The sequence below is a fragment of the Aeromonas sp. QDB03 genome (assembly GCF_027707985.1).
Lineage (GTDB): Bacteria > Pseudomonadota > Gammaproteobacteria > Enterobacterales > Aeromonadaceae > Aeromonas > Aeromonas hydrophila.
In genome coordinates this window covers 84,208-97,138 of the sequence record NZ_JAPCJG010000005.1, presented here as the reverse complement: position 1 = coordinate 97,138, position 12,931 = coordinate 84,208, and the positions used below count along the sequence as shown (strand labels likewise).

The 12,931-nt window shown below is 64.8% G+C and carries 9 protein-coding genes; 1 reads left to right on the top strand and 8 read right to left on the bottom strand.

Annotated elements, in window-relative coordinates; genetic code table 11:
* Window positions 1-162: 162 nt before the first annotated feature.
* Window positions 163-1,527, top strand: coding sequence for an MDR family MFS transporter (locus PG900_RS13895; protein ID WP_223950090.1), 1,365 nt, complete (start codon window positions 163-165; stop codon window positions 1,525-1,527).
* 67 nt (window positions 1,528-1,594) lie between these two features.
* Here PG900_RS13895 and nifJ read toward each other — a convergent pair whose 3' ends face one another.
* From nifJ to pnuC, 8 genes are all read right to left on the bottom strand, one after another.
* A complete protein-coding gene (gene nifJ / locus PG900_RS13890; protein WP_270831637.1) occupies window positions 1,595-5,131 on the bottom strand; it encodes a pyruvate:ferredoxin (flavodoxin) oxidoreductase in 3,537 nt (1,178 codons plus the stop codon).
* 486 nt (window positions 5,132-5,617) lie between these two features.
* The gene (locus PG900_RS13885; protein WP_270831636.1) at window positions 5,618-7,408 is read right to left on the bottom strand and encodes a hypothetical protein; all 1,791 of its coding nucleotides are present in this window, start codon (window positions 7,406-7,408) and stop codon (window positions 5,618-5,620) included.
* A gap of 413 nt (window positions 7,409-7,821) precedes the next feature.
* Window positions 7,822-9,456 carry an alpha-glucosidase gene (locus tag PG900_RS13880; protein ID WP_270831634.1) on the bottom strand — a complete coding sequence of 545 codons (1,635 nt, stop codon included), beginning with the start codon at window positions 9,454-9,456 and terminating at the stop codon, window positions 7,822-7,824.
* Window positions 9,457-9,656: 200 nt separating this feature from the next.
* On the bottom strand, window positions 9,657-10,058 hold the full coding sequence (locus PG900_RS13875; protein WP_016351614.1) for a DUF1622 domain-containing protein: 402 nt from the start codon (window positions 10,056-10,058) through the stop codon (window positions 9,657-9,659).
* Between the two features lie 66 nt (window positions 10,059-10,124).
* Window positions 10,125-10,442: a N(4)-acetylcytidine aminohydrolase gene (yqfB, locus tag PG900_RS13870; RefSeq protein WP_270831632.1), complete on the bottom strand. Its 318-nt coding sequence runs from the start codon at window positions 10,440-10,442 to the stop codon at window positions 10,125-10,127.
* A gap of 43 nt (window positions 10,443-10,485) precedes the next feature.
* Window positions 10,486-11,157 carry a Crp/Fnr family transcriptional regulator gene (locus PG900_RS13865; protein ID WP_026080254.1) on the bottom strand — a complete coding sequence of 224 codons (672 nt, stop codon included), beginning with the start codon at window positions 11,155-11,157 and terminating at the stop codon, window positions 10,486-10,488.
* A 127-nt stretch (window positions 11,158-11,284) separates the two neighbouring features.
* Window positions 11,285-12,010, bottom strand: a complete 726-nt coding sequence (locus tag PG900_RS13860) for a nucleoside phosphorylase (RefSeq protein WP_270831630.1) — start codon at window positions 12,008-12,010, stop codon at window positions 11,285-11,287.
* Entirely contained in the window at window positions 12,007-12,729 is a 723-nt protein-coding gene (gene pnuC, locus PG900_RS13855; RefSeq protein WP_270831629.1) for a nicotinamide riboside transporter PnuC, read from the bottom strand. The genes PG900_RS13860 and pnuC overlap by 4 nt, the downstream gene beginning before the upstream one ends.
* Between the last annotated feature and the right edge of the window lie 202 nt (window positions 12,730-12,931).

Genomic DNA, 12,931 nt, shown 5'->3' with positions numbered 1-12,931 from the left:
TTGGGGGTGAACAGCCAGCCTACCAGAATGCAGGAGGCAATGCCGCGACCGGGGTCATGCTTGCCGCTCAGGGGCGGTTTTGGCCATCGGCTGATGATTTATGAGACAATAATAAGTTCTGCGTTGCAGATCCCGGCATTTTCAAATGAGCGAGCCCGTCATATGTCCCCAAAAACCATCTTCTCGAGCGTGGCCCTGGTGATCGCCCTGGGTTCACTGGAAAAGAGCATAGTCACCACCCCCTTGCCCATCATAGGGGCCGAGCTGAACGCCGGCGCCGCCCTCACCTGGGTGGTCACCGCCTACCTGCTGGCGGCCACCGCCGCCCTGCCCATCTACGGCAAGCTGAGCGACATGTTCGGCCGGGTGCGCATGCTCAACATCGGCATCGGCCTGTTTCTGGCCGGCTCCGTGGCCTGCGGCCTGGCCCAGGATCTGCCGACCCTACTGGCGGCCCGCGTGCTGCAAGGATTGGGGGGCGGCGGCCTGATCGCGCTCGCCTTCACCGTCATCGCCGACAGCATACCGCCGCGGGAGGTGGGCAAGTATCAGGGCTACATCTCGGCGGTCTATGCGGTCTCCAGCATCGCCGGGCCCCTGCTCGGCGGCTACTTCACCGAGCAGCTCAGCTGGCGCTGGATCTTCTGGATCAACCTGCCGCTCGGGGCGCTCGCGCTCTGGCTGGTGAACCGCAACCTGAGTCACCTCAATGTGCGTCGCCACAGTCGCTTCGACTGGAAGGGGGCGGCGCTGCTGATCACCGTCACCACCCTGAGCCTGCTGCTGCTCTCGCCGGAGACGGCCCTGCCCGCCATCTGGCTGGCGGCGGGACTGGCGCTGGCCCTGCTGCTGCTGATCCTGGTGGAGCGGCGGGCCCACGACCCCATACTGCCGGCCCATCTGGCCCGGCTGCCCGGTTATCTGGTCAGCGTGCTGCTGGCGCTGGCCTCGCAGTTGCTGATGTTCGCGGTGCTGGTCTATCTGCCGCTGCAAATGCAGTGGCAGAAGGGGATGGGGGCCAGCGAGAGCGGGCTCTACATGGTGATCTTCATGGTCTGCATCACGGCGGGGGCCTTCGTCGGCGGCAAGCTGATCGGCCGCACCGGTTACTACCGGCGCTTCGTGGTGGTGGGGTTCGCCCTGTCGGCGCTGGCGCTGTGGCAGATCCACTTCGACGTCTGGGCCAGACTGGGGCTGGGGTTTGCCGGATTGGGGCTGGGCCTGGTGCTGCCGGCGCTGTCGGTGGTGGTGCAAAACGCTCTGCCACGGGAAGATCGCGGCATCGGCATGTCGCTGTTCAACTTCGGTCGCGAGCTGGGGGGGGCGGTCGGGGTGGCCATCTGCTCCGTGCTGTTTCACTCCGCTCTGCCGGCGGGCAGCAGCCACAACCTGGCCAGCCTGAGCCCGGCCGAGCTGGCGCCCGGTTTCAGCGCCACCTATATCGGCATGGCGCTGATCGCCACCGCCGCGCTACTCATCACCCTGCTGGCGTTGAAACGTCACGAGCTGGCCAGCATCCACGCCTGATGGCGTCACCGCGACATAGCAACAGGGCTCCCCATGGGGAGCCCTGTTTGTTGGTGGGTCTGCGTTGCTACTCCTGGGCTGGCGCCTCCTTGCCGGCCAGCTGGCTCAGCCAGGCGAAGCGGCGGTTGGCGTCCAGCTCCGCTTCCCGGTAGAGCTGGCTGGCGATTTCCGGCAACTGGCGTTCCAGCCGCTTGAAGCGGGGCTCCTGCTGCAGGGTCTCGGCCAGCGATGCGCTGGGGGCCCGGGAGTCCAGTGCCAGCGGCGCCTTGCCCTCCTCGCTGCGGCGCGGGTCGTAGCGATAGAGCGGCCAGAAGCCGGTGGCGGTCAGCTGCTTCATCTGCTCGTGGCTCTGGGCCAGATCGTAGCCGTGCTCCTCGCAGGGGCTGTAGGCGATGATGAGCGACGGACCCGGGTAGGCTTCGGCCTCCTGAATGGCCTTCACCGTCTGGTTCATCTGGGCGCCGAGGGAGATCTGCGCCACGTAGACATGACCGTACATCATCACGTTGGCGCCAAGATCCTTGCGCCCCTTGCGCTTGCCCTGCTCGCCAAATTTGGTGATGGCGCCGAGCGGGGTGGCCTTGGACTGCTGGCCGCCGGTGTTGGAGTAGCACTGGGTATCGAGCACCAGCACGTTGATGTTCTCCCCCAGGCTCAGCACGTGATCCAGCCCGCCGTAGCCGATGTCGTAGGCCCAGCCGTCGCCGCCGATGAGCCAGACTGATTTCTCCACCAGGTAGTCCGCATCACGGGCCAGCTCCTGAGCCGCGGCGTCGGTGCGCCCCTGCAGCAGAGCGCGCAGCTGCTCGATATGGGCGCGCTGCTCGGAGACCGGCAGGCTGGTGTCTTGCAGCCCCTGTTGCAGCCCGGCCGGGACGGCGTCCCCCAGGCTCGCCAGCAGGCGGCGTACCCGCTCGCGATGCTGATCCATGGTGAGCCGAAAGCCCAAGCCAAACTCGGCGTTGTCCTCGAACAAGGAGTTGGCCCAGGCCGGCCCGCGCCCGTCCGCATTGGTGGTGTAGGGGGTGCTGGGCAGGTTGCCGCCATAGATGGAGGAGCAACCGGTGGCGTTGGCAATCAGCAGCCGGTCGCCGTAGAGCTGGGTCAGCAGCTTGATGTAGGGGGTCTCGCCGCAGCCGGAGCAGGCACCCGAGTATTCAAACAGCGGCGAGATGAGCTGGGAGGTGCGGATGTCGATGCGCTCCAGCTGCTCGGCGGTGCGCTCGGGCAAGTCCAGGAAGAAGTCGTAGTTGGCCTTCTGGGCCTCGAGGTGATCCAGCCTGGACTCCATGTTGATCGCCTTGCGGCTCGGCTCGGTGCGATCCTTGGCCGGGCATACCTCGACGCAGAGGTTGCAGCCGGTGCAATCCTCAGGTGCTACCTGCAGCACGTATTGCAGGCCGCGCATGTCGCGGGCCTTCACATCCAGTGCATCCAGGGTGGCGGGGGCACCGGCCAGCGACGCTTTGTCCACCACCTTGGCACGGATGGCGGAATGGGGGCAGGCCGCCACGCAGTAGTTGCACTGGGTGCAGAGGTCTGCCTGCCAGATGGGCACCTCCTTGGCGATGTTGCGCTTCTCCCAGCGGGTGGTGCCCACGGGCCAGGTGCCGTCCGGCGGGAAGGCGGAGACCGGCAGGCTGTCACCCAGCCCCGCCAGCATGGTGGCGGTGACGGTCTGCACGAAGTCCGGCGCCTTGGTCGATACCACGGGCGGGCGCTGGTGGCTGGCGGGGTCAAGCGCCTGCAGCGGCACCTGAGTCAACGCCTCACAGGTGGCGGCCAGGGCCTGCCAGTTGCGCTCCACCAGTGTCTGCCCCTTGCTGCCATAGCTCGATGCGATGGTCTGGCGCAGCAGCTCGGTCGCCTCTGCCGGCGGTATGATGGCGGTGAGCTGGAAGAAGGCCATCTGCATCACGGTATTGATGCGATTGCCGAGCTGGCACTCGCGGGCAATTTTGGCGGCGTTGATGGTATAGAGGCGCGCACGCTTCTGGAGCAGGGCCAGTTGCACCTCCTGGGGCAGTCGCTGCCAGATCTGATCGGCGTCGTAGGGACTGTTAAGCAGGAAGATGCCGTCGGGCCTCAGCCGCTCCGCCATCTGGTACATGTCGATGAACTGCCACTGGTGGCAGCCGATGAAGTCCGCCTCGTCCACCAGGTAGGCCGATTGCAGCGGCCGCTCGCCGACCCGCAGGTGGGAGACGGTGAGCCCACCCGCCTTCTTGGAGTCATAGACGAAGTAGCCCTGGGGGTAGAGGTCGGTGTGGTTGCCGAGGATCTTGATGCTGTTCTTGGCCGCCGACACGGTGCCGTCACTGCCAAGGCCGTAGAACAGTGCCTCCAGCTTGTGCTGGTTGCCAATGCCGGGATCCAACGTCGGCAGCGGCAGGGAGAGGCCGGTGACGTCGTCGAAGATGCCGACGGTGAAGCGCGGCCGTGGGTTATCCAGCGCCAGCTCATCGAAGATGGCCTGCACGCAGGCCGGGTTGAACTCCTTGGAGGAGAGGCCGTAGCGCCCGCCGATGACCCGCGGCAGGCTGGCACGATCCCCCCGGCTGACCGCCTCGGCCAGGGCGCTCATCACGTCCAGATAGAGCGGCTCGGCCAGGGCGCCCGGCTCCTTGGTGCGATCCAGCACCGCAATCTTGCGGGCGCTCTCGGGAATGACCGCCAGCAGGTGCGCGGCCGAGAAGGGGCGGTAGAGCCGTACCTTCACCAGCCCCACCTTCTCGCCCTGTTCAATCAGCCGCGCGATCACCTCCTCGCAGGTGCCGATGGCGGAACCCATCAGCACCAGCACCCGCTCGGCCTGTGGGTGACCCAGGTATTCGAACGGCCGGTAGTGGCGGCCGGTGCGCTCACCGAAGGCGTCCATCGCCTCGCTCACATGGCGATACCCATCGTCATACCAGGGGTTGGTGGCCTCCCGGCACTGGAAATAGGTGTCCGGGTTGGCGGCGGTGCCGCGAATGACCGGTTTGTCGGGGGTCAGCGCCCGCTCCCGATGGGCACGGATCGCCTCGGCGGGCAGCAGGGCGCGCAGGGTGTCGTCATCGAGCGGCACTATCTTGGTGATTTCGTGGGAGGTGCGAAAGCCGTCGAAGAAGTGGATGAAGGGCAGCCGGCTGTTGAGGCTGGCCACCTGGGCGATCAGGGCAAAGTCCTGGGCTTCTTGCACATTGCTGGCGCAGAGCAGGGCGCAACCGGTCTGGCGCACCGCCATCACGTCCGAGTGATCGCCGAAAATCGACAGGGCATGGGTCGCCACCGTGCGCGCCGCCACGTGCAGCACGAAGGGGATGAGCTGGCCCGCCAACTTGTAGAGGTTGGGGATCATCAGCAGCAGGCCCTGGGACGAGGTAAACGAGGTCGCCAGCGCGCCGGTCTGCAGGGCGCCGTGGACGGCGGCGATGGCGCCCCCTTCCGACTGCATCTCGACCACGCGTGGCACGTCGCCCCACAGGTTCAGGCCCCGCTCGCTCGACCAGGCCGACGCCTGCTCCGCCATGCTGGAGCTGGGGGTGATGGGATAGATGGCGATGACTTCGCTGGTGCGGTAGGCCACCGAGGCGACCGCGTTGTTTCCGTCTGTGGTGATCATGAATTGCCCACTTGCTATGCCAGTTTGAATGACGGCTGCGATCAGCCGGCCATGGATAGGTCGTCGTCATAGTAAGAGTGGAAATTAACGCGGAACAAACGGGATAAATAATCAGGCCGAAGGCAGCGGCGGCGCGGGATGGCGGACCACTGCCGGTGACGGTGACAAGCCGGCAGAGGGTCGGGCGGGATGGTTGTTGAGGGTAATTCGATTAACTGAATCAGGCGCAAAACGGGTCGATCCGGGCTCGTAAATAAATAATCAAGCGGCAAATTAATTTGCGCCGTCGGGCGATGCGAGAGTGTTTCATGGCCGGGATAACAGGGTCATGGTACGGGAGGGCCTTTCACATTAGCCATAAAAAGGGCTCCTTAAGGAGCCCTTCTGGATCATCTTGGCGGCTCTCTGCCACCACGATTTCCCTTGGATCTGGCCTCGGGGAATGGACCAGCCAGATGCATTGTCGGTCTGTGAGAGGGGGTAGCCCTACTCGTGGTGCAGGGTGATGCAATCCAGCCCGCCGCTGCCGCGCAGCAGTGCTTCCGCCTGGTTGAACTCCTCCCGATTGTTGCTGACAGCCTGACCCACGAAATAGGGGGTGAGCCCGGCCACCTCGCGTTGCAGCCAGGCGGCGAATGCCTGATTGAGGGGGGCGATGCTGGCGGCATTGGTGATGTAGAAGGGTTGCTGGCGGGTGCCCATGATGCCGTTCATCCAGTTTATCGGCCGCTTGCCCACGCTGAACACGCCCGGGGTGGCGATGGGGGTCAGGCCGGCATCGCTCAACTGCTGGCGGATGAGGGCGTGGATCCTGTGCCAGCGCTCGCTCTGCTGGTGCAGGTCGGTCACGCTCTGGCGAAGTTCCTGTCGCTCGTTCTCGCTCAGGCTGCCGGCCTCGGCCAGCACCTGTTCGACCAGCGCTGCGCTGGCCCCGTGATCGTTCAGCAAGATGCGGCCGTCGGCCAGCGGGCGCATGGCCATGTCGAGGTGAAAACCGGGCTGGGCCAGGATCACCAGATCCTGCTCGGCCACCTTGAGCTCCTGCGCCATCAGGCGCTGGCTGATGGCCATCATGGCGAGGAAGCGGCGGGTTTGGTGATCTTGCTCGGCGCCAGCCAGCCCTGTTCGCTGGTAGCCACCGGCCTGCAACATGTGACCCAGCCGGGCCAGGGTGGCGTTATCGGCCGCCAGCGTTGGCAGTGCCTGGGCTATCTGCTCATCATTGAACTCGGAGTGAAGCTCGGCGGTCACCACCAGGCTGGCATACTCCTGCTTGAGGCGGGTCAGCAGATCGAAGGAGGCCGGCAGCGGTTGGCCATGGATGGCGCGATAGCGCTCGGCAATCCGCTCCCCTTGCTGCGGGCTCAGAAACATCCGCTGCTCCGCCGCTTCCCGGGTTGACCCGTCCACTTCGTATTTGGCGAGCTCGGCCTTGGCGCGCGCGGTTTTGGCAAAGGCGTGGCGCTGCGGCTCATCCAGCCCTTGCGGCAACAGGTTGGCCGCCTCCAGCAGGATGAGGTCCACCTCGGTGTCATGACCCTTCTGGAAGGTATAGGGGCTGCCCAGCCACTCCTCTTCGTTCAGTTTCAGCCGAAACTCGCCGTCGCGCTCCATCTTCTCCTGCAAGGCGGCGATGCGCTCACTGTCCAGCCGGCTGTGGTGCAGGGTGGTCTGCAGCAGGGCGTCGCGGCCAATGAGGGCATAGGGCGTACCGTCGGCCCGCTGGCCGGTCAGCATGTTGCCACCATCGATGATGGAGAAGGTGGGGATGAGCTCGCGCCCCTGCGCCTCGGCGAAGGTGTTGGCCTGGGAGAGCATGCTCTCGTTGAGCCCCTGGGAGGCCTGGCTGCCGAGGCTGTGGTGGCCCTCCTGCTCGGCCTCCGGGCTCTGCTCGGTGAGGGCGGTGACGAAGGCGTGGTAGCTATCCTTGTCGGCCAGCGGCGCCCGGGGGCGGAAGATGAGGGCGCCATCGCGCGACAGCCACATGTTGTCCTCGGTCCAGGTGTACATGTCAGCGTGGGTGCTGACCGAGAACTCCTGCTCCCTGCCGATCTGCTCCAGCTCCGCCACCAGTTCCGGTTCGGTCTGGAGGGGCAGGTGGAGCTGGTGGATCCGGTTGCCCAGATCGTCCTGGGCCAGCTGGAAACTGCGATCGAGGGCGGGGGAGTGCTGGCCGTCGGTGAGGGTCGGATCGTCCGGGAAGAGTAGAGGGGCCGCCATGGCCGAGTGGAACCAGAAGAGGGTGGAGATGGCGAGTGCCACGCCGGTTTTGCGCATGATGATTTCCTGTTGTTATGGCGGGAGAGTGCCCGCGAGCCTGAACGTCGGCGTGCGGCGCCGTGCCGCACGCTTCGGATGGAAACCATAAGGAGCCGGCGAAGAACCACAAGGGCGCAAATCTGAATTGACTTTTAACCCTGACTAAACAGCGTTTAATATCGCCGTTTGATGATAAAAACGTCGTTTTTGATGGCGATTATTGCCAATAAAAACAGGGTGTTGAACTATTTCAATTGTCGATAGCGAGCCGTGACTGGCTATTGTCTGGCAAGGCGGTGCGGGCCTGAAAACGCAAAGTTTTTAAGTGAGTAAATCGCCGGGGCGTATCGACCGCCGAGGGGGAGGGAAATCATCAGGGGGCAAGGGCCACCCCCCGTGGCGGAGGATGGCGCGAGGGATAGCGCTGCCTGTTACTCCCTTGCTGGCAGCAGCCAGGCGGCCGCCTGATAGGGGGCAAAGGTGGCGGTGGGTTGCCCCGGGTAGTTGCTCATCAGCAGGGTGGCACCTGCCTCCACCTGATCAAGGTGCGGCATGACCAGGGGGCGCTCGGTGAGGTTGGCGAGCAGCAGCAGGGTGTGCCGCTCTGCGCTGGCCGGATCCTGCCAGCAGCGGCGATAGCTGATGCGATCGGGGTCGTCCCCATCCAGCAGTTCGAAATCGCCGTGGCGAATGACGGGATGGGCCTTGCGCAGGGCGATGAGCTGGCGATAGCAGTGAAACGGCGAGTCGGGGCGGGCCAGCTGCTCGGCGGCATTTATCTCGAGGTGATTGGCGTTTAGGGCAATCCAGGGGGGGGCCGTGCTGAACCCGGCGTGGGGGCCGGCGTCCCACTGCATCGGGGTGCGGGCGTTGTCGCGGCCGATGGCATCGAGCCGCCGACTCAGCTCGGCAGGCGCCAGTCCCGCCTGGCTGGCGCGGTAGTTGATCGCCTCCACGTCGCGCAGCTCGTCCGGCTGCCAGTGGCGGTTGGTCATGGCGAGCTCCTCCCCCTGATAGATGAAGGGAGTGCCTTGCATCAGGTGCAGCACCATGGCCCACAGCTTGGCGCTGGTTACACGCCACGTCGGGCTGTCATCGCCAAAGCGAGAGACGGCGCGGGGCAGGTCGTGGTTGCCGAGAAACAGGCTGTTCCAGCCCTGCCCGTGCAGCCCCTGCTGGTGGCGGGCCATGGCCCGTTTGAAGGCGAGGGGGTCGAAGCGGGAGGTCCACTTGTCACTGCCGAGCCCCAGATGCTCGAAGTTGAACACCATGCTGAACTCGCTGCCATCGGGGTTCGAATAGTTCTGCATATGGGCGAGATCCGCTGCCCAGGTCTCCCCCACCGTGATGATCCCCTGGCCGCCGAAGCTCGCAGCATTGAGCTCGCGGATATAGTCGTGCAGGCGCGGGCCGTTGCTCATGGCGAGGGGCGACCAGGTCTTGCTCACCATGTCGATCACATCGAAGCGAAATCCCTTGATTCCCTTGCCCAGCCAGAAGTTGATCACCGCCGCCATTTCGGCCCGCACCGCCGGGTTGTCCCAGTCCAGGTCGGCCTGGCTCGCATCGAAGTTGTGCAGGTAGTAGCGATCAAGCGCCGGCACATACTGCCAGCCGCTGCCGCCAAAAATCGAGGTGACCGGGTGGGCATCGACGAAGGCCTGATCGCGAAACACGTAATAGCCCTGATAGCGGGGATCGCCGGCCAGCGCCTGCACAAACCACTCATGCTCGGTGGAGGTGTGGTTGGCGACGATATCCATCATGATGCCGATGCCGTGAGCGGCCGCCTCGGCTACCAGCTGTTCCATCTCGGCCAGGGTGCCGAAGGCGGGGTCGATGGCGCGGTAGTCCGCCACGTCGTAACCGTTGTCCCGTTTGGGGGAGCGATAGAGGGGGGTGAGCCACAGCATATCGACCCCCAGGGTGGCCAGATAACCGAGGCGCTGACGAATGCCGTTGATGTCGCCCATGCCGTCGCCATCGCTGTCCTGAAAGCTCATGGGGTAGATCTGGTAGATAACGCAACTATCGAGGTCGGGTGTGTGGAGAGGTCGCGGGTTCATCAGCTGGGCCGGTTGGGGGAAGCGATGGTTTATCTTACGCAGATGCGCGGGCCCTCGACAGGGCGGGGGAAGGCTTGAAAAGGGTTCCATAGTTAGCTGATTGCCAAAAGTGAGGGGAGGGTCACAACTGGGCCATCCCGAGCCATGGTTGTGGTCGGGATGGCACGACACTCAGCGATGATGCTGTGCAAAGAAACGGGTTATTGAGCAGCCTTGGCCTGCTCGCTGCGCTGTTCCTGCTGGCGCTCTGCCTTGTCTTGCTGGCGTTCCGCTTGTGCTTCCAGCTCCTTGCCAAGGAAGTAGTTCAGGAAGGTGCGGATCACCGCGATGATGGCGAGGCGGATCAGCTCCTCCTTGCTCGGCGCCACCGTGGTGGCCAGGATGTCGGCGGCGAGCTGGAACTCCAGCGCCAGAATGAGCCAGCTGCCGAAACAGAGCCGGATATGGGGAAAGCCGGGCTCGTGATCCCGTACCCGCGCCGCCAGCCAGAGGGTCTTGCCCAGCCCTATCACCACACAGGCAATGGAGATGATCTCCAGCAGCAGCTGGAACAGCTCGACCCCGTGCATCATGCCCTCTCGCAGGCTCGCTATCTCAAACACTCGGGTCACCTCCTGATTCAAAAGAGGACACTATTAACACATCGCTCGGCAAAGACCAAATCCGGCTCAGGCAAGCAGTTTGAATTCAATGACATAGAGCGGCGGCAGCGCGGGGTAGATGTCGCGGATCACCTGTTTGAGCTCGGGGAGGGTCATGTTCTCCTGGCGGGCGTGCTCGTCATTGAGCTCATCGAAGGCGACCGCCTTGACCGAGAGCACCTCGATGGTGCCAAAGGGCTGGTGCTCCGGGTTGGTGAGCAGGGCCAGCCGCTGGCCGGGTTGCCAGTTGGCCTCGCTCTCGTCGCGGATGGTGATGGTCTTGCGGCCGGCCTGGATGTCGGCGACGAAGCGGCTGAAGAAGGTGAACTCGGGATAGGTAGACATGGCACTCTCCTGACAGGGTGAATCGAAATGGGATGAATGGAAATCAAAGGTCGAGATAGGCGCGCAGCCTGGCCAGATCGGCGATGACCGGGCCGTCGCTGCCGTCGGCGACGATGCCCTGTTCGATCAGCTCCTTGAGGGCGCGCCGATAGACCCGCTCGGTGGTACCGAAGCGCGCCGCCTCGTGGGCCCGCTTGCGCGAGCCGAGCATGGGGGTGCGCTGGCGCTCGCGCCACAGCTCGAAGGCGATGTTGTAGGCAATGGGGTGCAGCAACCGGCTGGTGGTGATGTCCAGGGTATCGAGATAGTCGCTGGCGAGCGCCGCGGCGAAGAAGAGGGTCAGCTCGGGCTCGGCCAGCAGCCGTTTGGCCAGCTTGTCGGCGCAGATGACGGCGGCGTCCAGCTCGGTCTCGGCCACCACGCTCCACTGCACCGGGGTGGCGCTGAAGAACTCCATCTCGCCGAAGATCTGGCTATGGCACTCGATTTCGCCGAGTTGAAACAGCCGCCCTGAGTGCACCGCGCTGTTGAGGGAAATCCGGCCCTGGGCCACCAGATAGAGCTGCTCGCACAACTCCCCTTGGCGCATGATGGGTTCACCGGGCAGGTAGCGGCGCGAAAACAGGGTGCAGTCTGCCAGCGCCGCGGCAAAGCGCGGTTCGAGTGCGGCAAGCTCGGCGTGAAAGCGACCGAGCGGATAGGGTTGTTGCTGCATGGTGAAGGCCCGGCTTGACGAGGGCCATGAGGCTAGCAAGAGCGCAGGCGGGATGCCAGCTTTGGCGCCTCTGAATGTGCCGGGCTTAACGTTTTGCCGGGGCCGCTGCGGCCCCGGCAGACCCGGTCTATTGCGTTAGGGCGTGGAGGGCGGCGGCGATGGCCAGCCGCTCGCCGGTCATCATGGCGGCTTCGCTGGCCGCGTAGTCGCTCACCCCCGCTTGCACGTCCTGCTCGAAGGCCACCACGTTGCAAAGCACGGCGGCCACCCGCACCTTGCGCAGGCGCCCCACGGCGAGCAGGGGCGCGGTCTCCATGTCTGCCCCAAGCACGCCGCGGGCGTGCCAGTAGCGACAGACTTCCTGCTCGTCATCCCGGTAGAAGCTGTCGTGGGAGCGCACCAGCCCGTGCCAGTGAGGCTGGCCGCTGGCGCCGAGATGGGCGAGCAGGGCGGCCTGCAGGCGAATGTCGGCGCAGGCGGGGTACTCGGGGGGCAGGTAGGCCAGCGAGGCGCCTTCGCTGCGCACCGCCCCCTCCACCACGATGAGATCCCCCAGCGCGACCTCATGCTGCAGGGCGCCGGCAGAGCCGACCCGGATGAGCGAGCGGGCACCCGCCTGCACCAGCTCCTCCAGCGCGATGACGGCGGAGGCGCCGCCGATGCCGGTGCTGCACACCGTGACGGGCAGCCCCCGGTAGCAGCCGTTGATCAGGCGAAACTCCCGGTGCTGGCCCAGCACGTCACACCCGTCGAGCTGGCCGGCGATGCGGTCGACCCGGGCCGGGTCGCCGCACAGCACCACCCGTTCGGCGATCTGGTCCGGGCGGCATTGCAGATGGGGCAGCAGGCTCATGCGATCGCTTCCTGTTGCGGGTGTTTGGCGCTGATCATCCACAGGCGCGTGCCGTTGGCGGCGATAAACAGCAGGATCAGGTACTCAAGGGACATGGCATAGACCCCCTGGGCAGCGTAGACGCCGATGCTGATGATGTTGATGACCACCCAGAGGATCCAGTTCTCCACGTACTTGCGGGTCATCAGGATCTGGGCCACCACGGAGAGCACCGTCATGCTGGCATCCCAGAAGGGGAAGGCATCGGGGGAGGGCTCTGGGGTAGCGAGATTGGCGCCAAACAGGTTGAGCAGGGCGACCGAGGTGCGGGCCAGGGCGGCGAATACCGGGTCGATGTAGAGGGTCAGCAGGGCGATGGCCAGCACGCTCACGGCGGCGGTGGCGATGAGCTTGGACTTGCTGAGCCAGCGGATCTGCAGGGTATCCCCCTGGGCGTTGGCCGGCCGTGTCCAGGCGTACCAGCCATAGAGGTTGGCGCAGAAGAAGAACAGCTGCAGCAGCAAAAGGCCGTAGAGCTGGATCTGGAAGAAGATGATGGCGAACAGGCTGACGTTGATGAGCCCGAACAGGTAGTTGATGGTCTTCTCCTGGCTGGCGCACCAGATGCAGGCCAGCCCGAACAGGGTGCCGACGGCTTCAATCCACGACATGGCGTAACCACCGCCCAGCGGTATGGTCACCAGGGTGTGATTGATGCTGAACCACTCGAATATGCTCATTTTCGTTTCCTTTGAAAATTGGGGGCGTGAACCGGGCCTATTCTAGGGGCGACGGGGGGAGGGGGGCAGGACTTTTGTCCGACCCGGGCCGAGCCACCTCAAAGAATGGACAAACAGCAGGGGCAACTTTAGGCCCCCGATGGCGCCCTGATATGCGATGATGCCCTGCCCCTTTATTGATATGTAACAAATCGGGGGGAAA

Bases quoted from the DNA above. Each gene is read 5' to 3' on its own strand.
- PG900_RS13895 (WP_223950090.1), top strand. From the start codon at position 163: ATGTCCCCAAAAACCATCTTCTCGAGCGTGGCCCTGGTGATCGCCCTG.
- nifJ (WP_270831637.1), bottom strand. From the start codon at position 5,131: ATGATCACCACAGACGGAAACAACGCGGTCGCCTCGGTGGCCTACCGC.
- PG900_RS13885 (WP_270831636.1), bottom strand. From the start codon at position 7,408: ATGCGCAAAACCGGCGTGGCACTCGCCATCTCCACCCTCTTCTGGTTC.
- PG900_RS13880 (WP_270831634.1), bottom strand. From the start codon at position 9,456: ATGAACCCGCGACCTCTCCACACACCCGACCTCGATAGTTGCGTTATC.
- yqfB (WP_270831632.1), bottom strand. From the start codon at position 10,442: ATGTCTACCTATCCCGAGTTCACCTTCTTCAGCCGCTTCGTCGCCGAC.
- PG900_RS13865 (WP_026080254.1), bottom strand. From the start codon at position 11,157: ATGCAGCAACAACCCTATCCGCTCGGTCGCTTTCACGCCGAGCTTGCC.
- PG900_RS13860 (WP_270831630.1), bottom strand. From the start codon at position 12,010: ATGAGCCTGCTGCCCCATCTGCAATGCCGCCCGGACCAGATCGCCGAA.
- pnuC (WP_270831629.1), bottom strand. From the start codon at position 12,729: ATGAGCATATTCGAGTGGTTCAGCATCAATCACACCCTGGTGACCATA.